The 24,814-nt window shown below is 42.6% G+C and carries 23 protein-coding genes and 3 tRNA genes; 13 read left to right on the plus strand and 13 right to left on the minus strand.

Going from position 1 to position 24,814, the window contains the following annotated elements:
- Window positions 1-9: 9 nt before the first annotated feature.
- Genes QEP06_RS06615 through mraZ form a run of 4 tightly spaced genes read right to left on the minus strand, consistent with a single transcriptional unit; the run spans window position 10 to window position 3,772 of the window.
- Window positions 10-2,001, minus strand: coding sequence for a penicillin-binding transpeptidase domain-containing protein (locus QEP06_RS06615; RefSeq protein ID WP_285269598.1), 1,992 nt, complete (start codon window positions 1,999-2,001; stop codon window positions 10-12).
- Window positions 1,985-2,350: an FtsL-like putative cell division protein gene (locus QEP06_RS06620; protein WP_285269599.1), complete on the minus strand. Its 366-nt coding sequence runs from the start codon at window positions 2,348-2,350 to the stop codon at window positions 1,985-1,987. The genes QEP06_RS06615 and QEP06_RS06620 overlap by 17 nt, the downstream gene beginning before the upstream one ends.
- 21 nt (window positions 2,351-2,371) lie before the next feature.
- Window positions 2,372-3,265, minus strand: coding sequence for a 16S rRNA (cytosine(1402)-N(4))-methyltransferase RsmH (gene rsmH, locus QEP06_RS06625; RefSeq protein ID WP_285269600.1), 894 nt, complete (start codon window positions 3,263-3,265; stop codon window positions 2,372-2,374).
- 36 nt (window positions 3,266-3,301) lie between these two features.
- Entirely contained in the window at window positions 3,302-3,772 is a 471-nt protein-coding gene (gene mraZ, locus QEP06_RS06630) for a division/cell wall cluster transcriptional repressor MraZ (protein ID WP_285269601.1), read from the minus strand.
- 251 nt (window positions 3,773-4,023) lie between these two features.
- On the opposite strand from mraZ, the gene QEP06_RS06635 reads away from it, so the two are divergent.
- The 6 genes from QEP06_RS06635 to QEP06_RS06660 all read left to right on the plus strand — a co-directional run bounded on the left by QEP06_RS06635 (window position 4,024) and on the right by QEP06_RS06660 (window position 10,313).
- Window positions 4,024-4,791 (plus strand): alpha/beta fold hydrolase, encoded by a 768-nt coding sequence (locus tag QEP06_RS06635; protein ID WP_251832638.1) that lies wholly within the window; start codon window positions 4,024-4,026, stop codon window positions 4,789-4,791.
- A 46-nt stretch (window positions 4,792-4,837) separates the two neighbouring features.
- The gene (yihA, locus tag QEP06_RS06640) at window positions 4,838-5,458 is read left to right on the plus strand and encodes a ribosome biogenesis GTP-binding protein YihA/YsxC (protein ID WP_285269602.1); all 621 of its coding nucleotides are present in this window, start codon (window positions 4,838-4,840) and stop codon (window positions 5,456-5,458) included.
- On the plus strand, window positions 5,458-5,913 hold the full coding sequence (locus QEP06_RS06645; RefSeq protein WP_285269603.1) for a GNAT family N-acetyltransferase: 456 nt from the start codon (window positions 5,458-5,460) through the stop codon (window positions 5,911-5,913). Before yihA ends, QEP06_RS06645 begins: the two co-directional genes overlap by 1 nt.
- A gap of 143 nt (window positions 5,914-6,056) precedes the next feature.
- Entirely contained in the window at window positions 6,057-7,400 is a 1,344-nt protein-coding gene (locus QEP06_RS06650) for a T9SS type A sorting domain-containing protein (RefSeq protein ID WP_285269604.1), read from the plus strand.
- A gap of 114 nt (window positions 7,401-7,514) precedes the next feature.
- The gene (locus QEP06_RS06655) at window positions 7,515-9,653 is read left to right on the plus strand and encodes a S46 family peptidase (protein ID WP_251832634.1); all 2,139 of its coding nucleotides are present in this window, start codon (window positions 7,515-7,517) and stop codon (window positions 9,651-9,653) included.
- A gap of 339 nt (window positions 9,654-9,992) precedes the next feature.
- A complete protein-coding gene (locus QEP06_RS06660) occupies window positions 9,993-10,313 on the plus strand; it encodes a DUF3267 domain-containing protein (RefSeq protein ID WP_285269605.1) in 321 nt (106 codons plus the stop codon).
- Between the two features lie 25 nt (window positions 10,314-10,338).
- Here the strand turns inward: QEP06_RS06660 and msrA are convergent, their stop codons facing one another.
- From msrA to QEP06_RS06685, 5 genes are all read right to left on the minus strand, one after another.
- Window positions 10,339-10,992 carry a peptide-methionine (S)-S-oxide reductase MsrA gene (msrA, locus tag QEP06_RS06665; RefSeq protein WP_285269606.1) on the minus strand — a complete coding sequence of 218 codons (654 nt, stop codon included), beginning with the start codon at window positions 10,990-10,992 and terminating at the stop codon, window positions 10,339-10,341.
- 128 nt (window positions 10,993-11,120) lie between these two features.
- Window positions 11,121-12,089 carry an ROK family protein gene (locus QEP06_RS06670; protein ID WP_285269607.1) on the minus strand — a complete coding sequence of 323 codons (969 nt, stop codon included), beginning with the start codon at window positions 12,087-12,089 and terminating at the stop codon, window positions 11,121-11,123.
- A gap of 109 nt (window positions 12,090-12,198) precedes the next feature.
- Window positions 12,199-15,270 (minus strand): preprotein translocase subunit SecA, encoded by a 3,072-nt coding sequence (secA, locus tag QEP06_RS06675; protein WP_251832630.1) that lies wholly within the window; start codon window positions 15,268-15,270, stop codon window positions 12,199-12,201.
- A 105-nt stretch (window positions 15,271-15,375) separates the two neighbouring features.
- Window positions 15,376-15,597, minus strand: coding sequence for a DUF2795 domain-containing protein (locus QEP06_RS06680; RefSeq protein WP_015807225.1), 222 nt, complete (start codon window positions 15,595-15,597; stop codon window positions 15,376-15,378).
- 95 nt (window positions 15,598-15,692) lie between these two features.
- Complete coding sequence (locus QEP06_RS06685) at window positions 15,693-16,721, minus strand: GDP-mannose 4,6-dehydratase (protein WP_285269608.1); 1,029 nt, start codon at window positions 16,719-16,721, stop codon at window positions 15,693-15,695.
- 68 nt (window positions 16,722-16,789) lie between these two features.
- Between QEP06_RS06685 and QEP06_RS06690 the strand changes: the two genes are divergently transcribed.
- Entirely contained in the window at window positions 16,790-17,605 is an 816-nt protein-coding gene (locus QEP06_RS06690; protein WP_285269609.1) for a DUF2797 domain-containing protein, read from the plus strand.
- Between the two features lie 19 nt (window positions 17,606-17,624).
- Entirely contained in the window at window positions 17,625-20,273 is a 2,649-nt protein-coding gene (locus tag QEP06_RS06695; RefSeq protein WP_285269610.1) for an AsmA family protein, read from the plus strand.
- Window positions 20,274-20,294: 21 nt separating this feature from the next.
- Here QEP06_RS06695 and QEP06_RS06700 read toward each other — a convergent pair whose 3' ends face one another.
- The 4 genes from QEP06_RS06700 to QEP06_RS06715 all read right to left on the minus strand — a co-directional run bounded on the left by QEP06_RS06700 (window position 20,295) and on the right by QEP06_RS06715 (window position 21,027).
- Window positions 20,295-20,639: a hypothetical protein gene (locus tag QEP06_RS06700; protein WP_251832626.1), complete on the minus strand. Its 345-nt coding sequence runs from the start codon at window positions 20,637-20,639 to the stop codon at window positions 20,295-20,297.
- A gap of 127 nt (window positions 20,640-20,766) precedes the next feature.
- Window positions 20,767-20,850: transfer RNA gene (locus QEP06_RS06705), tRNA-Leu, on the minus strand.
- Window positions 20,851-20,865: 15 nt separating this feature from the next.
- Window positions 20,866-20,938: transfer RNA gene (locus QEP06_RS06710), tRNA-Gly, on the minus strand.
- Between the two features lie 7 nt (window positions 20,939-20,945).
- Window positions 20,946-21,027 (minus strand) — tRNA-Leu (locus QEP06_RS06715).
- 165 nt (window positions 21,028-21,192) lie between these two features.
- On the opposite strand from QEP06_RS06715, the gene QEP06_RS06720 reads away from it, so the two are divergent.
- The 5 genes from QEP06_RS06720 to QEP06_RS06740 all read left to right on the plus strand — a co-directional run bounded on the left by QEP06_RS06720 (window position 21,193) and on the right by QEP06_RS06740 (window position 24,794).
- Window positions 21,193-21,582: a DUF3127 domain-containing protein gene (locus QEP06_RS06720; protein WP_251832625.1), complete on the plus strand. Its 390-nt coding sequence runs from the start codon at window positions 21,193-21,195 to the stop codon at window positions 21,580-21,582.
- A gap of 63 nt (window positions 21,583-21,645) precedes the next feature.
- Window positions 21,646-22,293, plus strand: coding sequence for a leucyl/phenylalanyl-tRNA--protein transferase (aat, locus tag QEP06_RS06725; RefSeq protein ID WP_285269611.1), 648 nt, complete (start codon window positions 21,646-21,648; stop codon window positions 22,291-22,293).
- Window positions 22,283-23,185 (plus strand): DMT family transporter, encoded by a 903-nt coding sequence (locus tag QEP06_RS06730; protein ID WP_285269612.1) that lies wholly within the window; start codon window positions 22,283-22,285, stop codon window positions 23,183-23,185. The genes aat and QEP06_RS06730 overlap by 11 nt, the downstream gene beginning before the upstream one ends.
- Window positions 23,186-23,269: 84 nt before the next feature.
- The gene (locus QEP06_RS06735; RefSeq protein ID WP_251832622.1) at window positions 23,270-23,923 is read left to right on the plus strand and encodes a CBS domain-containing protein; all 654 of its coding nucleotides are present in this window, start codon (window positions 23,270-23,272) and stop codon (window positions 23,921-23,923) included.
- Between the two features lie 4 nt (window positions 23,924-23,927).
- Complete coding sequence (locus tag QEP06_RS06740; RefSeq protein ID WP_285269613.1) at window positions 23,928-24,794, plus strand: NAD kinase; 867 nt, start codon at window positions 23,928-23,930, stop codon at window positions 24,792-24,794.
- Window positions 24,795-24,814 lie beyond the last annotated feature (20 nt).

A 24,814-nucleotide genomic window follows, 5' to 3' on the forward strand; every position in this document is an offset into this window, starting at 1 on the left:
ATGCGGGCTTTAATTCTGTAAACTGAGGTAAATTTTCTGGTCTTTCTTGATGACAGTTCCTTCAAGCGGAAACTGCTCCATGATTCTTCCGACGCCTTTATAATCAACTCTATAGCCCAAATTTTCAAGTTGTGGAATGACATTTTTACCTATAAGTCCGACGACGCGGGGCATTTGCTTTCCGCGCACGGCTACTTTCACATTTGGCGCAACCATGCGGCTCAGATCCACTTTTTTGTCAACAAGAAGCTCCGGCTCTACATTCTGTGGCGTTTTCAGGAATGTTTTACCCGCTATTTCCTTAAATACTGGCGCTGCCACCGTGGATCCGTAAAAACTTTTCGAATTGTCCGGCTGATTGATCATGACAATACACGTATATTTCGGGTTGTCTGCAGGATAAAATCCGGCGAAACTCGCCTGATATTTCGGAGGGCCCGGTTTCCAGTATTCAAAACGTGCGGTTCCGGTTTTACCCGCCATTTTCAGGTTTGGTGTGAAGATACTTTTTGCCGTTCCTTTCTCCACCGCCTTTGTCAACGCACCTGTCATCATTGCAATCGCTTCTTTTGAAGCCATTTTTTTTACCATTACTTCCGGTTTAGCGACATAAAGCTGCTGTCCGTCTTTCAGAATCTTATCGATGAACAAAGGCTTCAGCATCGTTCCGTTGTTGGCGATCCCGTTATAAAAAGTGGTAAGCTGCAGAAGATTAAACCTCGAAGAATAGCCATACGCCAGTGATGCCAGGGTAGCGGCATTCCAACGTTTATTTTCAGGTGTTACGATGTAAGGTTTGGTAATTCCCGGCAGTTCAATGTCCATTTTATCAAACATTTTCCAACGCTTGAGATGATCAAGGAAAACCTGAGGTTTATCCGCATAATATTGAGTGATAAGTTTTGCCGAACCTACGTTACTCGATTTCGCCAGGACGTCTGCAATCTCATATTCGCCACCGCCATGTCCGTCGGAAATACGCTGCTTTGCGTAAGTCCATACGCCGTTGCCCACGTTCACAGTAGTTTTGTCATCAATAAAACCATCATCCATTGCCGCCAGAAGCGAAACTGTTTTAAATGTAGAACCTGGTTCAGTGGCGTCTTTCAGTGCATAATTGTAAGAATCTACGTACATTCCGGGCTCGGTGCGCTTCAGATTTACCATCGCTTTCACTTTACCTGTCGCCACTTCCATCACGAGCACGCAGCCGTGATCAGCATCGAAATTGATGAGTTGCTTCTCGAGTGCGGAATGTGCGATATCCTGAATTCGAAGATCAATTGTTGTATAAACGTCCTGTCCGTCAACAGGTTCTTTTACCTTCCAATAATCGATTGGTTTCCATTGGCTTGAGTTCACACGCTGTTCGAGCCGGGTCCCGTCTGTGCCGCGGAGATATTTCGAAAACGCGCCTTCAAGACCAGATTGCGAAACGCCATTGTCCATGCCTATGGTGCCTGCCCCGATTTGGGTGGTTGCAAGTTCCCGTTTGAAGTTCCGGTCAACGATGAATCCTCCTTTATTTTTACCTTTTTTGAAAATCGGGAATTTTCGGATGCGGTCATATTCATCAAAATCAAGACCTTTTACTAGTGAATAGTACTGATTTTGAGCTTTTCTCTGCTGATCGAGCCGGTCACGAAAATAGCTTCTGGGCTTTCCGAACATTGTGGAAAGTGAATCTGTAAGTGGACCGATATTATTGGTATAAGCGGTGTCTTTTATAGTTTTGAAATCAATATAGACATCATATCGCATCACCGTAGTTGCAAGGATAGAACCGTCCGCAGCGTAAAGGTTTCCGCGCGCAGCCATGAGCTTTGCTTCACGGTAATTTTTGCTGATATAATCGTCTTTGATGGCCTGCACATTGGTATTCTGCAGAACCAAAATCCTGGCGAGGAAAACCACAAATACGATAATTGCCACCGCCGCAAAGAGGTAGCCCCAACGCAATGTTTTGGAGCGCTTAGCTTCGAATTCATTCTGTATCGCCATCTGTACTGTCGAGTTTGATCAAAAGTTTATGCGGATGGTTTTCGAGAGACAGCAGTGAGTCCTGCACCATTTCTTTACCTAATTCAGATTCTAGTTTTACCTTGATAAGCCTGCTTTGGGCGTAGGCATTTCGGGATTTATACTCCTCCGTTTGTTCCTTCAGGTCATTTACCTGTTCTATCTTTTGGCTTACGAGGTGGTTGCTATAGATCATAATCATCAGCAGGACAAAAACCAGCAGGAAATAGCGATAGTGAATTTTCACCTCATCGCGGTTCAGGAAGTTCCCCTTCACAATATCAATGAAGGTGAGTCTCTTAGGGGCTTTGTATGTGCCTTTTTTAGCCAAAATTTATATTAAAATTAAATCTTAAAGTTTAGTTCCCACACGCATTTTCGCGCTTCTTGCACGGGAATTCTGTTCTATTTCGTCGTTATCCGGAACGAAAGCCTTGCTTTGCAGAAGCTCAAATGTTTTGCTGAAGTTGCCATAAATATCACGTGACGGCTCGCCTTCAAACATTCCGTTTTTCAGGAACCGCTTTACCAGCCGGTCCTCAAGCGAATGGTATGAAATCACTACAAGTCTTCCGCCCGGTTTCAAAATTCTGTGAGCTTGTACCAGCATCTCTTTCAGCGCTTCAAGCTCCTGGTTTACTTCAATTCGGATAGCCTGAAACACCTGCGCAAAAAATTTGTTCTGCTTAAATTGCGGAATATAACTGAACAGATTTTTTAGCTCGCCTGTTGTGTTAATGGGATTTAGCTTACGGTGATGAACGATCTCCCGAGCCAGTTTGCGGGCTTCACGCAGTTCGCCATAATAATAAAACAGGTCAGCGAGCTGCTCCTCCTCATATTCATTAATGACTTTTTTAGCATCAATCGATTGCTGCACGTTCATCCGCATATCCAGCGGAGCATCACTCCGCGTGGAAAACCCGCGTTCGGCTGCATCAAACTGATGTGAAGAAACACCAAGATCTGCCAAAACACCGTCCACCTGATTTACACCATACATTAATAAGGAGTTCTCTAAAAAACGGAAATTTTGGTTCACAAGCGTAAACCGCTGGTCTGCGATGGTATTTTTTAGCGCATCCAAATCCTGGTCAAAACTAAAAAGCCGACCTTCCGGCTTCAGCCTGCGCAGGATCTCGCCCGAATGGCCACCACCACCGAAAGTGACGTCCACGTAAGTACCCGCGGGATTCGTCACCAAATCATCCACACTTTTCGTCAGCAAAACCGGGTTGTGATACATTCTTACTATTTTTTTTAAAGAAGCCGTATTTTACAGCTATATTTGGTCATCAGCGAAACTAATGTCGCCCATGACGTCTTCTGCAAGTTTGGCAAAATCTTCTTCCGAGGTCGCAATCACACTTTCATAAGTGTCTTTATCCCAAATTTCGAAGAGTTCACCCGCGCTTGTGATGACGATTTCTTTTCTAAGTGAAGCAAAATTGATCAGGTCTTTCGGAATCTGAAGTCTTCCTGCATTGTCAGGCTCCACGATTTTTAAACCTGCCGTGAACTGCCTGATAAAATCTGCGTTTCTCTTCTGGAAGCGGTTCAGCCTGTTAATTTTTTCCATCAGTTTTTCCCAACCTGACATCGGATACACTTCCAAACATGATTGAAAAACTGAACGTTTCACCACATAAGTTGCACTTCCAAAGTTCTCCATCTGTTTTACCAGGGAGGATGGAAGTTTAAGACGGCCTTTATCGTCTATTTTGCATTCATATGTACCGATGAAATTCTTCATTTGGGACAAATTTATATAAAAAATTCTAAAAGCTCCCACTTTTTCCCACTTTTTGACTTAATGTTAATAAGTTTTACTTTACGGTTTAAAATATTGAATTCAAAGCACTTAAGGCAAACATGGAACGAGTGGATTTTTCGCTTAGCCAAATTCCGGAGTGGCTACTTTTTTATAATATTTCAATGATTAATTGACGACATAAATTTTATGGTCTTTAATTTGTATTTTTGCAAGGCTTAGGAAGCAACTTTATGAGATTCATTACGAAAAAAGAAAAAAAATTCTCTTTCATCGAGGCTGGAGAAGGGCATCCGCTGATTTTGCTGCATGGTCTGATGGGCGGTTTAAGTAACTTTGACAAGACGGTAAAATTCTTCTCGGAAAAAGGTTACCGTGTCCTGGTACCCGTACTCCCGATCTACGACTTGCCTGTTCTGCACACGAATCTTACAACTATTGCGAAATACGTTGCTAAATTCATTGATGAAAAATGCACTGAACCCGCCACCATCGTCGGCAATTCTATGGGAGGCCACATAGGTCTCATCCTCACGCTGGCGCGCCCCGACCTTGTGAAGAATCTGGTTCTGACCGGAAGTTCCGGGCTTTACGAACGTACTTTTGGCGACAGTTTCCCGCGGAAATCTGACAAAAGCTACATCCGAAAAAAAACTGAAGAAGTTTTCTATGACCCGATAGTAGCCACAGATGAGTTGGTGGACGAAGTTTTCGGCGTAGTGAATGACAGGATGAAAGGCATAAAGACCGTAATGCTGGCCCGAAGCGCAATCAAACATAACATGCTGAATGATTTGCCTAAAATCACCGCACCGGTTTGCCTGATCTGGGGGAAACAGGATAATGTGACGCCGCCGGAAGTGGCTGACGATATGCATAAATCTTTACCGAATTCCAGCCTGTACTGGATTGACAAGTGTGGACATGCCGCAATGATGGAAAAACCTGAAGAATTCAACCAGATTTTGTATGACTGGCTTCAGCAGAATGAGAAAAAATAAGGAAGCGATTGCTTCCTTTTTTGTTTAATACAAGTAATAAAATACCATGATAATAAAAACCGCTGAATTCTTAAAAAGCAGCTCGAAATGGCAGGAATGTCCAGAACCAACACTTCCCGAATACGCCTTCATCGGCAGATCAAACGTAGGAAAATCCTCGCTTATCAACGGAATGCTGAACCACAAGGACCTCGCAAAAACATCTCAAACCCCGGGTAAAACGCAGTTAATCAACCATTTTTTAATCAATGAAAACTGGTATCTGACTGATTTACCGGGTTATGGCTACGCACGTGTATCAAAAAGTATGCGGAAAGATTTCGAGAAACTGATCACTAACTATATTCTTAACCGGAAAAACCTGGTCAATCTTTTTGTTCTGGTAGACTCAAGACATACTCCGCAGAAAATTGATTTGGAATTCATCGGTTGGTGTGGCGAGAACGGCGTTCCATTTTCGATCGTTTTCACAAAAGCCGACAAGTTGAAACCCAATGCAGCCATCGACAATGTAGAAAATTACAAAAAGGAGTTACTTGAAACGTGGGAAGAATTGCCAGAAATATTTCTCACTTCAGCCGAAAAACGAACCGGTACAGACGACATATTAAAACTCATAACAACCACTAATGAGTTTTTGCAGAAAAATAAAGTAAACTTAGGCTAATGTTTTGTTCTGTATGGAAGATTAAAGAGTTCCCGGAGCTTTCCACTTCCGAATTGTATGAAATTTTGAAAGTCCGCCAGGAGGTCTTTGTGGTGGAACAGACCTGTCATTATTTAGATGCGGATGGCCGTGATGAAGCGGCAATCCATATCTGGTGCAAAACTGAAGGAAAAATTTCAGCCTACTGTCGCATTTTCCCGCCGGGACTTAAATATGAGGAGGCCTCGATTGGAAGAGTGCTGACGCACCCGGATTTCCGCGGAAAGAATTTGGGCCGGAGCTTACTTCAAATTGCACTTGATGCAATCGAAACACGCTTTGGTGCAGCCGGTATCAGAATTTCAGCGCAGGATTATCTTTTAAAGTTTTACAGTGAATTTGGCTTTGTAGATACTGGACACAAATATTTAGAAGACGACATTCCACATACTGAAATGTATAAACGCGGAAACTAAGGCTATATCGAGCTTTACAGCGATAACCGCCGAATTCCGCATTATACATGAAATATGAATATTTGATGAAAAAATAATAAAATAAGTTGCGTAATAGTCTTTAATTATATAATTTTACCGAAAATCATTCAATTTAAAAGATTATGAAAAAACTTTTACTTACTGGCTTAGCGCTAGTTTCTATGGCTGCCCAGGCACAAACCTGGGTGCCACAAGGCACAAAATTCCCCGCAAATTTTGGGGTTGACGAGATTGATATCGTAGACGCGAATACTGTTTGGACATTCGCTTACGACGGATCAGGAGCTGGAACTTATCCAAAAGTTGTTTCACGTACAACTGACGGAGGTGCTACCTGGACTGCAACAACTGTTGCCGGACCTGGTTCCAACGCACTTATTTCTGATATTTCGGCTTTGGATGCCAACACTGCATGGATCATCACTGCTCCGCATACTGCAGGAACTAATGCAAACAGAATCTGGAAAACAACTAACGGTGGCGCAAACTGGACCCAGCAGACGTCTGGTTATACATCAGGTTCATTCGGTAACCAGATCTATTTCTGGGATGCGAACGAAGGATGGACTGCCGGTGACCCAATAGGTGGCTTCTTCGAAATGTACAAAACCAGCAATGGCGGTACTACCTGGACATTAGTACCGGGAAGACCAGCTGCTTTGGGTGATTTCGGTTATGTAGCTCTAAAAGAAGTAGTAGGAGATAACATCTGGATCGGTACTGACATCGGTAGAATTCTTAGATCAACAGACAGAGGCGCAACTTGGACAGCTTCATTCAGCCCTGTACTTGACTTTGGTGGTGTTACAACTTCAGGATCTTCAGGTGCTTTTGCATTCAAAGATGCAAACAACGGTCTTCTGATCGCTGTAGATGGTGCAGACTCTCCGGGAACTACCACTGCCAGCCTTTATTCATCTGACGACGGCGGTGCTAACTGGGATCCTGTTGCCAGCACAGGTACCTGGTATTTTGGCGACATCACTTATGTTCCGGGAACTGCGAACACTTATGTTTCTACAGGTATCAATTCAGGTGATCCAAGCTGGATGGGTTCTTCTTATTCAACTGATGGAGGTGTTACCTGGGTGAGCATCGACACTGGCAGCCAGCGCGGTAAAGTTCAGTTCCTTAACCCTACAACAGGATGGGCAGGACAGTTCAGCGACGGACCAACAGGTTCTACAGGTATTCTGAAATTCAGCGGTAACCTTGCACTTGGAACTTCAGATAACGCAGTGAAATCTTCACTTAAAGTGTATCCTAACCCAGCAACTGATATCGTAACTGTATCTGCTGACAGAAAAATCGAAAACATTACAGTAATCGATATGTCAGGTAAAAAAGTTCAGTCTTTCAAAGCTGACAAGCAAATCAACGTATCCGCATTGGCAAAAGGAACTTACATCCTTCAGGTTTATTATGGCGGTGGCGCGGTAGAAAATACCAAGCTTATCAAAAAGTAATACTTTAAAGGTGACAACTTAATGGATGGGTGAAAAGGTCATCCATTTTTTTATGCCAAAAATGCAGATTTGAAAAGGTTTTTCTTAATTTAGCCCTCATTAAATAATTTATCAATGAAAAAAGTATTTTTACTGCTCACCTTTATGATGAGCTTTCTGCAGCTGAAAGCCGATGAGGGTATGTGGCTGATGACCATGATCAAAAGACTGAATGGTACAGACCTTCAGAAACAGGGGTTGAAACTCACACCTGAAGAGATATATTCTGTAAATCAATCCAGCCTTAAAGACGCCATCGTGCAGTTTGGCGGCGGATGTACTGCCGAAATGGTTTCTAAAGAAGGATTACTTTTTACAAATCACCACTGTGGATACGGACAGATCGCAGCACTTTCAACACCTCAGAAAGACCATCTTACGAACGGCTTCTGGGCAATGAAAAAAAGCGAAGAACTTCCGGCACCGGGACTTTCAGTTCGCTTTCTGGTAAGAATGGATGATGCTACAAGCCGCATCAATGCGAAACTGAATAACAACATGACTGCCGAGCAAAGAAAATCGGTGATTGATGCAGAATATAAAGCAATCCAGACAGAGAACTCTGAAAACGGAAAATACACCGTGGTTGTAAGAGATTTCTTTAACGGAAATGAATTCTACTACTTTGTATACCAAGATTTTAAAGATGTAAGATTGGTAGGAACACCTCCAAACGCGCTAGGTAAATTCGGTGGTGATACCGATAACTGGGAGTGGCCACGTCATACAGCAGATTTCTCTGTTTTCCGTGTGTATGCTGATGCAAACGGAAACCCAGCTGAATATTCGCCGACCAACGTTCCAATGAAGCCTAAGCATGCACTTCCGATTTCTCTTAAAGGTTATCAGCCTGGTGATTTTACTATGATCGTAGGTTTCCCTGGCCGTACTAACCGTTACCTTACTTCTTTCGGTATAGAGCAAATGGTGCAGAAAGATTATCCGGCTTGGGTGGAAGCGTCGAAAGTAGCGATGGACGTGATGAAAAAATACATGGACACAGACCAAGCCACGAAGCTTGACTATGCTTCACAGTACGCCTCTGTTGCAAACTATTGGAAAAACCGTCAGGGAACTATCGATGCGGTAAATAAAAACGGTACGATCGCTGACAAAAAGCGTCTAGAAGACAAGTTCCTCGTGTGGGCGCTTCTTCCGGAAAACGAAAAGATGTACGGCAGCGTTCTTAATGATTTAAAAGCCAATTACACGCAGTTCTCAAGCCGAAACGTGGAGCGTAACTATTCTTCACAGCTTCAGCGTAACGCAAAATACATCATGATTGCTTACCAACTTGGCTCCATGCTGAAATCGTATGCTGATCAGGATGCTGCAGGACAAGCTGCAATGAAACCTAAGGTGACTGAAGCAATCGACAGAATGTACGATGGTTTCAATACCAAGCTTGAAGGCGAGATGCTGAATTCAATGGTTGCACTTTATCAGCAGCGTGTGAAAAAAGAAGACGCATCACCATCTTTGATGGCAGTAGATGCCAAAACGCTTTCAAACACAGCTTACGCCTCGGTTTTTGCGACTAAAGAATCTGCAATGAATTTCCTTAACAACCCGGACAGACTGAAAATCGATGCAGATCCAATGATGAAAATTGCAAACGGTTTCGTAAACGACCAGAAACTTGCTGGCGAGAAATATGCAAAAGTAGATGAGGCATTCGCTAAGAACAGCCGCATATTTTTAGATGGTTTAAGAAAATCTCAGCCGGAAAAAGCGTTCTATCCGGATGCAAACTCTACGATGAGACTTACCACAGGTACAGTACAGACTTTGCCGGTACGTAACGACAGAAATTATTTCGGAATCAACCAAAAGAACAACTATTACACAGATATCAACGGAATGGTTGCCAAATACAAAAAAGGAGATGAGGAATTTGATCTTCCGCAGGATTTCCTTGATTTGGTAAAACGTAAAGATTTTGGTCAGTACAAAGACAAGAAAGGTTTCATGCCTGTAAATTTCCTTTCAGATAATGACATTACAGGTGGAAACTCAGGTTCGCCGATTCTTGATGGAAACGGACACCTTTTAGGTCTTGCATTCGACGGAAACAGTGAAGCATTGAGCGGCGATATCATCTTCGACCCGAAATTGCAGAAAACGATCAACGTTGACGTAAGAATGGTTCTGTGGATCATCGAAAAATATGGTAAAGCAGGTCACCTGATCAGTGAAATGACGTTAGTGAAATAATTAATTTTTAGACAATTATTCAGCCCACCGAAGTCTTTTGGTGGGTTTTTTATGAACGAAATTGATCTATATTTGAATAAGAAAAAAAATATATGTATTTCGAAAACTTTGAAAAGGAAGATAAAATTATTGATTTGATGAAAGCCAATCTGGTTTCAATTAAATTTCTCGTATTATTTACTGTAATCTTTGCAGTGCCATTTTTCATCATATGGCAGAACAGTTTTTCCGGTAATTTATTCGACAGCGATCATATTTTTGTGAATTTATTTTCACCTGTTGTCGGGATGATTATAGGAATCATAGTTCACGAATTAATCCACGGTATTTTTTTTTGCCATGTATGCGCGAAAGGGTCTTAAATCTGTAAAATTCGGAATTCTGTGGAAAATGCTCACACCTTATTGCCATTGCAAAGAACCTCTGAAAATCCGGCATTATATCATCGCTTTACTGGCTCCGTTCATTATATTGGGTATTATTCCGGGAATCATCAGTTTATTCACTGGAAATCTTATTCTACTCGTTTTCGGAATTGTATTTTCAGGTGCTGCGGCAGGTGATCTAATGATTTATCAGTTAATCAAAAAAGAAAATCCCGACGATTTTGTTCAGGATCATCCTACGGAAGCCGGTTACACGATTTTCAAACAAAAATAAAGCGGAGAAAATTCTCCGCTGTTTTTTATTGTTCATTTTCCGGTTCCAGCATGCCAAGTTCGCCGTAATGTTTTTTGAATTTGGCGATTTTCGGACCAACCACCGCGCTGCAGTAAGGCTGATTCGGGTTTGCGTTATAATAACCCTGGTGATACTGTTCCGCCGGCCAGAACTTCTCAAACTTTGTGATTTCAGTTACATATTTACCATTCCATCTTCCGGAGGCCTCAGAGGCTTTCATCGCAGCTTCAGCTTTCTCTTTTTCAGTCTCATCTTTATAGAAAATCACGGAGCGGTACTGCGTTCCGATATCATTTCCCTGACGGTTCAGTTGCGTAGGATCGTGAAGGAAGAAAAATACGTCCATCAGTTGTTCGTAAGAAATTATTTTAGGGTCGTAGGCTATTTCCACCACTTCAGCATGGCCGGTCTCGCCGGTGCAAACTTCTTCGTAGGCGGGATTCGCTTTGTGGCCGCCAGAGTAGCCGGATACCGCTGCATCTACACCTTTCAGCATATTAAAGCAGCTTTCCACGCACCAGAAGCATCCGCCACCAAAAGTGATATATTCCAAATTGTCTTTATCCATTTTCGGGGTTTTATTTAAAGGTTTTTTCGCCTCCTGACCGTTACATGAGGTCAGAATTAATGACATCAAAAATACTAAAATGTTTTTCATACTGTGATAACGGTTATCTATACTTAAAATTTTAAAAATTGTTCTTTTTTCCGATGACAGCGGATACTTGCATCATTCAGAAACAAAAATGAACATCTTAATGATGTTCATTTGTTATTTTTAAATCTCTACTTTTCCCAAACCAAAGCACTTGCACCCAGGATCGCGGCATCCGCTTCATCCAGTTCGCTGAACACGAGCCGCACTTTATTACGGAAAATAGGCAACAGGTTGCGCTCCATGTGCAGCTTTGTAGGTTTTAGTATGAAATCTTCTGCCTTGATCACGCCACCAAACAACAAGATCGCTTCCGGTGAAGAAAACATGACGAAATTTGCCAATGCTTCACCGAGCTTCTGGCCAGTATATCTGAATACCTCAATTGCTGTAGGATCGCCTTTCTTTGCACATTCGTGTACTACTTTAGAATTGATTGCCTCCTCCGGATAATCATTCAGCATTGAATCGGGGAATTCTGCGCGCATCTTTTTGGCAGTGATCGCGATTCCGGTTGCAGAAGCATACGCTTCCAAAGAACCTTCAGAACCAGTACTCCAATGTTTCCGGCCGCCCGGTTTTACAATCGTATGTCCGAGTTCACCGGCAAAACCATCGTGACCGTAGATAAGTTTTCCGCCAGAGATTATTCCGCTGCCCACACCGGTTCCCAAGGTCATCATGATGAAATCTTTCATGCCGCGCGCCGCTCCAAACATCATTTCACCGTAAGCCGCTGCATTGGCGTCATTAGTCATCTTGCAAGGAACACCGAACTTTTTCGTTATCAGTTCAGCAAATGGAATGACACCTTTCCAACGGAGATTCGGTGCCTGTTCGATCGTTCCTTTATAATAATTGGCATTCGGAGCACCCACGCCAATGCCGTCAAATTGCTTTTGGCTGGAATGTTTCGCAAGATGAGGGCTTACAGCCTCATACAGCGCATCGATAAAGTCTTCGGGATGTTCGAAACTGTCCGTGCGCATCCTCCCTTTCTCAAGGATTTCGCCACGATGGTTTACGATGCCGAATTTGGTGTTTGTACCGCCAATATCAACGCCTAATGCAACTTGCTTCGACAAATCTACTAATGCCATCCAATAATTATTAAGACACTAAAAATACGAAAAATTCATATTATGTTTAAAAAAACTTCACCATGCAATGCATGATGAAGTCGTTTAAATTAGTTGTTATGTACTGATTTTATGCGGGAATTTCGCCTTTGTAAAGGAACGAAACAATTTCCTTATTCACTTTTTCTACCATTTCGCTGAAGAGGTAGAAAGACTCTTGCTTATAAATTACCAAAGGATCTTTTTGCTCATAAACGGCACCTTGTGAAGAACGTCTCAGGTCGTCCATTTCTCTGAGGTGAAGTTTCCAGTTTTCGTCAATGATCGCCAATGAGATGTTTTTCTCGAAATCGTTTATCAGTGATTCACATTTAGTTTCGAATGCTTCTTTCAGGTCTGTAACCACGGTCATCGTCTTTATTCCGTCTGAAAACGGTACCTGAATCATCTTGAAGAGTGATCCCTGATTTTGGTATACATTCTCAATGATCGGGAACGATTTTTCTTTCAACAGATCCAGTTTCATCCGGTAATCTTCTGTAGCTGCCTTGAATACGATGTTTGCAAGTTCCGGAACCTGTTTTGTCTTAAAGTCGTTTTCAGAAACCGGCGCTTCCATGGTGAAATGTTTGATGATCTCATATTCAAACTCTTTGTAGTCGTTCTCCAGTTTTGTCTTTGTAACGATGGATTGTGACACATCAAAGATCATATTGGAGATGTCATATTTAAGATGATCACCAAAAAGTGCATTCTTTCTTCGCTTGTAGATCACATCGCGCTGCTTGTTCATCACATCATCATACTCCAAAAGTCTCTTACGGATCCCGAAGTTGTTCTCTTCCACTTTTTTCTGCGCGCGCTCAATGGATTTAGAAATCATGCTGTGTTGGATGACCTCGCCTTCCTTATGACCCATTCTGTCCATCATTTTCGCAATTCTTTCGGAACCGAAAAGACGCATCAAATTATCTTCAAGCGACACGTAAAACTGCGAACTACCTGGGTCTCCCTGTCTTCCAGCTCTACCACGAAGCTGACGGTCAACACGACGGGAATCGTGTCTTTCAGTACCGATGATCGCAAGACCACCGTTGGCTTTCACCTCACCCTGAAGCTTGATGTCTGTACCACGTCCTGCCATGTTGGTCGCGATTGTCACAACGCCAGGTCCACCGGCCATTGCTACGATTTCCGCTTCCTTTGCATGGAGTTTCGCGTTCAGTACGTTATGCTGAATCTTTCTTAACTGTAACGCTCTGGAAAGCAACTGCGAGATTTCAACCGAGGTAGTTCCCACAAGAACCGGTCTTCCGGCAGCTGTAAGCCTTTCGATTTCTTCAATTACAGCGTTATACTTTTCACGGTTGGTCTTGAAAACCAAATCCTGTCTGTCATCACGGATAATCGGCTTGTTGGTCGGAATTACTACTACATCAAGTTTGTAAATCTGCCAAAGTTCGCTTGCTTCTGTTTCCGCAGTACCCGTCATACCCGCAAGCTTGTTGTACATACGGAAGTAGTTCTGAAGTGTGATCGTAGCGAAAGTCTGCGTCGCAGCTTCAATCTTCACATTCTCCTTAGCTTCAATAGCCTGATGTAAACCATCAGAATATCTTCGACCTTCCATGATACGGCCCGTCTGCTCATCTACGATTTTCACCTCTCCGTCGATCACCACATACTCATCGTCTTTTTCGAAGAGTGTATAAGCTTTCAGAAGCTGGCTTAATGTATGTACGCGTTCAGATTTTACGGCAAAATCGCTGAAAAGTTTTTCCTTAGCTTCAAATTCTTCTTCTTTAGTTAAATTTTTAGCCTCCAGTTCAGCGATTTCGGTGGCGATGTCATTAAGGACGAAGAAATCTTTGTCTTCGTTGCCTGCTGACATATATTCCACACCTCTGTCGGTAAGGTCGATTTGGTTATTTTTTTCGTCGATTACAAAGTATAGATCTTTGTCAACCTTCGGCATTTCTTTGTTGTTGTCGGCCATGTACTGGCCTTCGGTTTTCTGAAGAAGTGCTTTGTTTCCGCTTTCAGAAAGAAATTTGATCAGAGGACGTGATTTTGGTAAACCGCGATACGCCTGAAGTAATTTGAAACCACCTTCTTTGGTGTTTCCGTTCGCGATTAATTTTTTGGCTTCATTAAATATAGCAGATACTGTTTTCTTCTGGATTTCTACAATTCTGTCTACAGAAGGCTTCAGCACATCATATTCCTGACGGTCTCCCTGAGGAACCGGACCTGAAATAATTAGCGGTGTACGCGCATCATCTACCAAAACGGAGTCTACCTCATCCACAATTGCAAAATTCAGCTCACCCTGAACGAGTTCTGTAGGTGAAGTCACCATATTGTCCCGCAGGTAATCGAACCCAAATTCGTTATTGGTTCCATAGGTGATGCTGCACTGATATGCTTTTCGGCGTGCATCAGAATTAGGTTGATGACGGTCAATACAGTCGATCGTCATGCCGTGGAACTGATATAGTGGACCCATCCATGCGGAGTCACGTTTAGCTAGGTAGTCATTCACGGTTACTACGTGAACCCCACGGCCGGTAAGTGCATTAAGATAAATAGGTAAAGTTCCGACAAGCGTTTTACCTTCACCGGTAGCCATTTCGGCAATTTTTCCGCTGTGCAGCACTACTCCACCGATGAACTGAACATCATAATGAACCATATCCCAAACTACCGGAGTCCCGGCAGCATCCCATTTGTTCTTCCAAACAGCGGTCTCACCCTCCAGTACGACGAAATCTTTAGTTGCCGCAAGTTCACGGTCAAGTTCGGTTGCACTTACTCGGATCTCGCCGTTCTGAGCAAGTCTTCTTGAGGTTTCTTTCACCAATGCAAAAGCCTCAGGAAGAATCTCATTTAAAATCTTTTCTTCGATCTGATATGAATCTTTCTTGAGTTGTTCAACCTTCGTGAACAGTTCTTCTTTCTCATCTACATTGGAAGAATTCTTAATCTGCTCCTGTACCTGCTCAATCTGAGTGGCGATGGAAGCTGTAGCTGTCTTAATTTTTTCTTTGAATTCTGCCGTCTTTCCACGTAACCCGTCATCGGTAAGTTCCTGAATCTTTGGTTCAACCAGCTTTATCTTTTGAACAACTTTTTTTACTTCTTTAAGGTCAGTTGCATTCTTATCGCCGAGAAAACCTTTCAGAACTGTATCTATAAAACCCATATGTCTGTCGCTTTGTGTCTGCCAAACCTGGCAAAAATGGTGGCACCGCAGTGCCTCATGTTAATAAAATAGGGCTATAGTAATTGCCTAAAGCCCTGAGAAAATTTAGTATTCGTCTTCATTCCAGAGGAAATCGTCATCGGTAGGGTAATCACTCCATACTTCTTCTATGGATTCATAGATTTCACCCTCGTCTTCAATCGCCTGAAGATTTTCCACCACTTCCATAGGTGCACCTGTGCGGATTGCATAATCAATCAATTCCGCTTTGGTCATCGGCCAGGGCGCATCGCTCAGGTATGAAGCCAGTTCTAATGTCCAATACATATCAAATAATTTTTTGCAAAAGTAAAAAAATAGGCGACATAAAAAAGTTTTTGTCGCTGATTTCCAATAATATTTGCGTGGTTTTTATTAATTTTTCACGATCCGTTTCTCAAAAACCATTCCACAAACTTTTTTATGCCAAAATGGAAATCTGTGGTCGGCCGATAGTGGAAAAGTGCGCGTGCTTTGGCGATATCTGCATTGGTTCGCAACACATCGCCAGGCTGCATCGGAAGCAACTCTCTTTTAGCATTGATGCTCAGATTTTCCTCAATGGTAGAAAGCATTTCATTTAAAGAGACCATGCGGCTCTCCCCCAGGTTAACGATCTCATAAACACCGGTATTGCGCTCCAGATAATGCATTGCGCCAGTCACTCCGGCAATGATGTCATCTATATAAGTATAATCCCGCGCTGTAGTGCCGTCCCCAAAAAATGGTACTGACTCTCTGCTGCTTATGAGTTTTGCGAACTTATGAATTGCAAGATCAGGTCTTTGCCGCGGACCGTAAACTGTGAAGAATCTAAGATGAATCATATCTATATGATAAAGATGATGATAAACATGACCTAAAATTTCGGCAGATCTCTTAGTGGCAGCGTAAGGTGAAACCGGCTGATCCACAGAATCCGTTTCGGTAAAGGGAATTTTTTCATTATTTCCGTAAACGCTTGAGCTTGAAGCGCATATCACTTTATTTACATTAAATTCAGCACAGATTTCCCACAGATTTATACTTCCGTTTACATTGACCTCACCATATCTGCCGGGCTGTTCGATTGATGGTCTTACACCGGCCAGTGCCGCCAGATGTACTACCATATCTATTTTATGTTTCCGGAAAATCTTCCGAAGTCCTTCAGCATCGCGAATGTCCTGATAATAAAGCCGGTAGCGGTCTGATTCGGTTTCGAAAATGAGTTTCTGAATATCATGTTCCTTTTCATTAAACGGGAATTCGAAACTTTTACCCACAGACTCCAGTGTGTTGCGGATTTTGATTCGATAATTATAAAAATCATCAAAGTTGTCAACATTAATGACAGAATGTCCGCTATGTAAAAGACACTCTACTAAATGCGACCCTATGAAACCGCTGCCGCCGGTGATCAGATAATTCATCTACTGTTTTTTGTGACAGACAAATTTAATTAAAAGCAAATCATTATTTTTACTGAAACAATAATGTTATGCAGTTTAGCGGCCAACTCCTAAAGATGTTCACGCAGAACGGAAAACCGATACAATATTTCCTTAATCTTTCACATGACCTCATCAACCTGAATCAGGTTATAGGAAAAAACCTAACGATAAAACATGTTGGATATGAGTGTGTATCGTGCCGCAGCGACGAAAAAATATACCGCATGGGCTTCTGCAAACGCTGCTTTTTCGAAAGTCCCTACGCCAGCGACACCATCATCCGGCCTGAACTTTCTACTGCGCATCTCGGCATCGGGGAGCGGGATCTGGAGGTTGAACAGCAAATTCAGCTGGCGCCGCACATCGTGTATCTGGCTTATACAGGCGAAGTAAAAGTTGGCGTCACGCGTGAATCACAACTGCCGACGCGCTGGATCGACCAAGGTGCTACATTCGCACTTCCGATTGCCAAAACAACGAACCGATACGAAGCCGGAATGATCGAAGTTGCGCTGAAAGAACATATCGCAGACAAAACCAACTGGAAAAAGATGCTCGAAGACGATTTCGAGGACGATCTCGATCTGGTGGATTTCCGCGAACGCATAAAACATCATTTCCCCGAAAATTTCGAGAATTTCTATACGATGGAGCGCGAGATGCTCCGCCTCGACTATCCTTATGAAGCTCCGGAAAAAATTTCATCCTGCACGCTAGATAAAAATCCGGAGGTTGGAGGCATCCTGAGAGGGATCAAAGGGCAGTATTTAAGTTTTGAGGGCGGAAATTTCATCAATGTGAGAGCACATGAGGGTTATGTAGTGGAAATTTCGATCACAAAGCCAGAAGAGACGTTGGCATAGTATTTTAATCAGCAAGCTGATGAAAAAAAAATACTTTCGGCTCGCTTCCATAATCCTCGCGGTAATAGTACTTATTACGCTGGTCATCAATTTTGGCGCTAATTTCTGGCTCCGAAATAATCTTGGGGGTTACATTAAAAAAAATTCGGATTACCAGATAGCCTATAAGTCGCTCAACGTCGACCTTTTCAGCGGTGATATTCTTGCGACCGAAGTAGAAATCGAAAACAAAAAAAGCGATGACCTCAATGTCATCGGGATTAAAGGAAAGGTCGATACCCTTTCAATCAGCCGCCTGGGCATCTACAGCGCACTTTTCAAAAAAGTTATCAGTTCAGATAACCTTTTGCTTGTCAATCCGGATTTGCAGATAAGACTTGCGAAACCTGTCGACGATAAAACAGGTAAAAAGCGAAATCCGGTCTCCATTGAAAACTTAAATATCCAAAACGGAAATATTGCAGTGACCCGGCATTCCGGCCAAAAGTTTATTTCGGTAAAAGATCTTGCGCTGAATGTAGAAAACATACAGATGAGCGAGGAAAGCGTCGAACGAATGCTGCCGCTTATCTTCGACCGTTACGACATACGTGGAAAAGAGTTTTTTTTCAGTCCAACGGAAGTTTACGCAATAACGGCGGAAACAATCACTACGGAAAATGCTAAAATGAGCGTGAGGAATTTCGCTGTGACGCCGCTTATTTCATTCCCAAATTTTGCCCGAACGCATCCAAACCAAAAAAATCTTTACCGTTTCAAGGCTGCTGAAATGAACTTCAAAGATATCGCACTTAGCGAAGAGAAAATTGCTTTGAGCAATGCAAATTTCGACAGTCCTGACCTTCAGATTTTCACCACAAACTCTAAAGCCGTCTCGAAAAAGAAAAATTTCAACCTTACGGTAAATATGGAAGATGTTCAGTTTAAAAATGCAAAAATCAGCGTTCTGCAGCCCAATGGCACACCAAAACTGAGCGCAGGAAACCTCAACGTCAACATCAATAAGTTTCTAATGAACAGCGAGACTTCAAAGTCTACGCTGCCATTCGAGTATGCAGATTTCAGTGTGGCGGGACGGCAAATCAGCTTCGTTTCCGAAAATCAAAATATCACGCTCGCAGCGTTAGCTTTAAACCCGAAATCTGCGGACGTAAGAAATATCCGTCTGAGTCCGGTTTCTGCCAACCGTTCGAAAACCGTAATGGACCTTGATGCGGAAAGGATTCAAGTAAAAATAAATGAACTGAAATTCATCGAACAAAAACTTAAACTCGATGTCGGCAATGTGCTTGTAAATTCGGTGAAGGGAAAAATATTAACCGCTAAAAATCAAGACAAAAAGAACGGATATTCCGGCATACAGTTTCCGCTGAAAATCGGCAATGTAGCACTACGCAACAGCAACATCATCATCGATGACGGAAAATCGCCGGTTGATTTCAGGTCTTTAAATGCCAATATCAGGAATATTGAAATGAATTCTTCGACGGTAAAAAACCGTTTTCCATTTAAATTCGGTGCCTACGATGTTACAACGCAGCACTTTGTTTACAATACAGAGTTCTATAATATTAAAGGTGACCGGTTCAAATTCACTAACAAATCCGTACAGATGTCGAATTTTGCCGCAACGCCCAAGCTTTCAAGCGCACAGTTCATCCGCCGAATTCCCGCCGAAAAAGACTTGTATGATATTAAAGTAAAGCAGGTTTCAGCAAGCGGAACGTGGGATTTTCTGTCTGAAAATAAATTTATGGACGCTTCACAAATCACTTTAAACGGGGTGAATGCCAACATTTTCCGCAGTAAGATTCCAAAAGATGACCTGACCGAAAAATTATTGTACTCTTCATTACTTCGAAATATGAAACTGCCGATGTATGTACAGAATCTGGAGGTGAAAAATTCGGTGCTCGAGTATGAAGAAGACACGAAAAAGAGCGATGGGCCGGGAAAACTTACGTTCGGAAACTTCAATATGAACGTGAAAAACATAAATTCCGGCAAGATGAAGGGAAAACCGACGCAGGTTTTAATCACGATAAACTGCCGGTTTATGAACGCCTCACCGATGAATGTAAAATGGAATTTTGATGTTTTGAATAAAACTGACGCGTTCTCCATCGCAGGAAACGTAGCGGACCTGCCGGCATCACGGGTGAATCCGTTCATCGAACCTTATCTGAAAGTGCGCGCAACGGGATTGATTTCCGATTTGATTTTTAATTTTAAAGGCAATTACAATGGCCTTGACGGCACATTAAATCTTAAACATCACGACCTGAAAGTCGCACTGCTGAAAGAAGACGGTGAAAAAAACAAACTTTTAAGTGCAGTAGCGAATATATTCGTGCGGTCAGATTCAGGGAAATATCCGGAGTCGGTACAGGTAGAAAACGTGGTTCGGGACCAAACCAAATCATTCTTTAATATGTTCTGGAAGGGGATTGAACAAGGTCTGAAGAAAACGTTGCTCGGCAACAATGCCGAAAAAACCGAGCAGGCCATGAAAAACACCGTTCAGAATACGAAAAACGCGCTCGAAGAAAACAAGGACGACCTGAAGAAAAGCAAGGAAGCGGTTTCAGAAAAAGTGCAGGATACAAAAGAAAAAGTCTCCGGGAAAACCAAAGGACTCAAAAATCTGTTCAGAAAAAAATCCGATTAAGAAAACCGGATTTTTTTTATTTTAGTTATCAAAATTATACCTTTCGTCCTCCTCCACAGGGATTTCACGGATAAAATTATCAAAGTCGGCACCTTCATAATTACTTTGCGCACCGTAAGAATCGATAATAATCCCAATATTTCCGTCTGTAGCCTGAGCTACATAAAGCACAGCATTGTCTTCAGGGCTACTGTCCGCCTCAAAGCGGTATGAGCGCAGTATTTTTAAATCTTGTGGCTGATAAGTTTCGCCATTATCCATCAGTTTCATTTCACCCGCCTCATTCATACAGAATTCGCGCGTCACGTCTTTTGCGGCGAGTTTGGCCAGTACCTGGCTTAGCGTAAGCATTGGTTTCGGTTGCATAATTTATTTTTTTGCTGTAACAACAAATATTGTGCAATCGTGTTCCCTTTTGTTTCAGAAGAGCCGAAAAACACCGCCATAAAGCACAAAAAAAAACGCTGGAAAAAATTTCAGCGTTTTTTTTAAGTACCTCGGACGGGACTTGAACCCGTACATCCTTGCGGATACAGGATTTTAAGTCCTGCGTGTCTACCAGTTCCACCACCAAGGCAGGTAGATAAATCTGAGCGAAAAACGGGATTCGAACCCGCGACCCCGACCTTGGCAAGGTCGTGCTCTACCAGCTGAGCTATTTTCGCAATATAGTGCGGATGAAGGGACTCGAACCCCCACGCCTCACGGCACCAGATCCTAAGTCTGGCGTGGCTACCAATTACACCACATCCGCATTAATTAAGAACTTCTTTTCTTTTTTTTGGTGAGTGCAAATATATAGACTTTTTACATTTGGTGCAAAAGAAATTTCGAATTTTTTTTATTTCTAATTTTTTCAGGCCTGCCATTTCTTTTACTCCTTTAATTTATTACTTTTACATTTTAATAATATAAGACAATGGAACTACAGGGAACAATAAAGAAAATAACTGACGTACAGACATTTGCGAGCGGTTTTCAGAAAAGAGAAATGATCATCCTTACTGAAGAGCAGTATCCACAGCCGATAAGCGTGGAATTTTTGCAGGACAAAGCAGACCTTCTGAATAACTACAGCGAGGGTGATAAAGTGAAAGTAAGCATCAATATTCGTGGCCGCGAGTGGACATCTCCACAAAATGAAGTGAAATATTTCAACTCAATCGTTGGTTGGAGAGTGGAGAAACTTGCAGAAGGTGGTTTCGAGAATGAACCTGTACAGGCCAGACCTCAGCAAAACGCTTCACAGAGCACACCTTCAGCGGGAACAGACGTTTTCGCGGAAGATGATGATGATTTGCCATTCTAATTTTTGGCTGACAGATAAAACAAAATCCTGCTTTCAGAAAGCAGGATTTTTAAATTTGAGCCTATGATTTACCTCAGTGCCGACGAAATTTCGTTTCCGGACCCTGAACTTTTAGATTCTGAAAGTGGCTTAATGGCAATTGGCGGCGATTTGTCACCTGAGCGGCTCCTTTTTGCGTATCAGCTGGGGCTGTTTCCGTGGTTCAATGAAGGTGAAGAAATTCTTTGGTGGTGCCCTGACCCGCGGTTTGTGCTGTTTCCGTCTGAAGTGAAAGTCAGCAAATCTATGCGGAAAATCTTAAATTCCGCGCAGTTTGTATTTACACAAAACAAGTGTTTTGAAGAGGTGATGCGACAGTGCCGAAGCGTTTACCGTAAAGATCAAGAGGGCACGTGGATTTCCGAAGCACTCATCAGGTCATTCAGTGTCCTGCATAAATTCGGGTACGCGAAAAGTTTTGAAGTGTGGCAAGATGAAGACTTGGTCGGTGGATTTTATGGGATCCAGATCGGACGTGTTTTTTGCGGTGAAAGTATGTTTTCGAAAGTGAGCAACGCCTCCAAAGCCGGTTTCCTGAATTTTGCATTAAATGCGCCGAATATCGAACTTATTGATTGCCAGGTACATTCAGACCATCTTGAGAGCCTGGGCGCAAAAATGATTTCAAAACACGAATTTTTAAAAATTTTAAAACAGAACAATGAATCCTGAAAAAGAAAAATGGATTTTACTGGTGGTCCTCTCTGTCATTTGGGGTTCTTCATTTATACTCATCAAAAAATCGCTGGAGCACTTCAATCCATACGAGGTTGGCGCATTACGTGTTCTGATCGCGGGCTTATTGTTGCTTCCGGTTGCCGTTCTGAATATCAAGAAATTCCCGCGCAAACATCTGAAATGGCTTATTCTGGCTGCAGTGACCGGAAATTTCATTCCGATGTTCCTTTTCCCAATCGCCGAAACCGCCATCAGCAGTAGTATCGCTGGCATCATTAATTCTATGATGCCCATCTTTGTAATCGTTGTTGGAGCATTAGTATGGAAATTTGAGACGACAAAACGACAAATCATCGGCGTGATGATCAGTTTTACGGGCGCGTGCATCCTGGCATTTTCGGGCGGCGAAGGCGGCGAATTCAAACTCATTCCTATTTTATTACTATTGCTTGCCACGTTTTGCTACGCAATCAGCACCACCACGGTGAAATCAAAACTCGGCAATATTCCCGCGAAAATCCTTTCAGCATTTGTATTTTCATTTGTGTTGATCATTCCATCAGCTGTCTCACTTGTTTTCGCTGGCTTTTTTAATGATTTTAAAAATGACGTCAATCTTTGGGCAGGTCTCGGCTTTGTGAGTTTACTCTCCATTTTCGGCACAGGCCTGGCGATGATGCTGAATTACAGACTTTTAAATATTTCCACACCGCTTTTCGCATCTACCGTGACCTTGCTGATGCCCGTGGTCGCCATAATCTGGGGCGTAATAGATGGCGAGACACTTACTTTATTGCAATGCATCGGCGCGCTGATTATCCTGGCCGGACTGATATTTTTAAGACAAAAATCGAGCGTGACAGCATTAAAAAAATTAAAAAAGTAAAACAGCTCAAAATAGGTTGCCAAGCGTAATTATTTTTAAATATTACCCGCTTTTTCTTTTTTTAATATTTCCTAAATTAGCCTAATGTTTATTACAGACTACATTTCCAAAGATTACCCCGCCTTCAACACGGGCGATTCTATAGAGGAAGCTAATGAAGTCGCAAAAGAATTTGGCTATTCACACGTCTTCATCAAGAAAAAAGGCATCTATCAGGGTGCACTGAGTCAACCGTTTCTGGAGGAAAGCCCGGACGGCACTTTAGCCTCATTAGCCATTCATTATGAAAAATTTGCGATCACTGAAGACAGCAATCTGCTTGATTCTATAAAGCTTTTTCACACGTTTAATTCCAATGTAGTTCCGGTCATCAATACAACTGAAAAATATTTGGGTTACCTATCGTGTGATGATATTTTCAATGAATTTTCAAAGTATCCACTTTTCTCGGAAAATGGCGCGGTGATGATCGTTCAGACGAGCGGGCGGCACTATTCTTTGTCTGAAGTTTGCCGAATTGTAGAATCGAACAACGGAAAGATTTACGGCTGCTTCATCAGCGCGGTGAGTGATGATTATATTCAGATTACTTTAAAATTCAATGCCGAAAACACCAGCTCGATAGATGAAACCTTCGAGCGGTACGGCTACAGCGTTGTGCAAAAATTCTATGATGATGAAAAAGAAGACCTGCTGAAAGACAGATTTGGTTTCTTAGGGAAATATCTTCAATTTTAAGCGCATGAAGGCAGCGATCTATTCTCAAAAAAGTGATCTGGACACCTTTCTATACCTGAGCAGATTTGTGTCTGAGCTTGAAAAACGCGGCATACAGTCTATTTTGTTCGAAGAAATGGCGAGTGCGATGGAATTTTCGAAGATCTTCGAAACTTTTTCGCGGAAGGAAGATCTTCAGGAACAGAAAGTGGACTGGTTTTTTACCTTCGGTGGCGACGGTACCATCGTAAATTCACTGCTATTCGTGCAGGATCTAGAGATACCTGTTGTTGGTGTGAACACGGGCCGGCTCGGATTTCTTTCCAGTTTTACAAAGGAAGAAGTTTTCCTTAAACTCGATGATATCATAAAAGGCAATGTAAACGTCAGCAGACGTTCCGTGATCGAAATCGTTTCGCCGGGGAAATCGATGTTTTTTCCGTTTGCCTTGAATGACATCACCATCTCACGCAAGGAAACCACGGCGATGATCACAGTAGATTCTTATATCGACGGTGAATTTCTGAATATTTTCTGGGGCGATGGTGTCATAATCTCCACCCCGACAGGTTCTACGGCCTACTCGCTGAGTTGCGGTGGACCCATCATTACACCGAACAATAATACTTTTGTCATCACGCCGATAGCACCGCACAACCTGAATGTGCGTCCGCTTATCGTGAATGATGATGTGGAAATCCGCCTGAAGGTTGAAAGCCGTGTTCCGCAATACTCGCTGTCTTTGGATTCGAGGCTGGTTCATATGCAGACCGACGTAGAAATCGTGCTTCGTAAAGCCCGATTCGAGATTTTGCTGATACACCCGAAAGACCTGAGTTTTTACGAAACCATTCGGCAAAAACTGCTTTGGGGCAAGGACAAGAGAAACTAAAGCTTTACCATAAAATTCTT

Origin of the sequence: Kaistella rhinocerotis (assembly GCF_030243905.1) — a bacterium.
GTDB lineage: Bacteria > Bacteroidota > Bacteroidia > Flavobacteriales > Weeksellaceae > Kaistella > Kaistella rhinocerotis.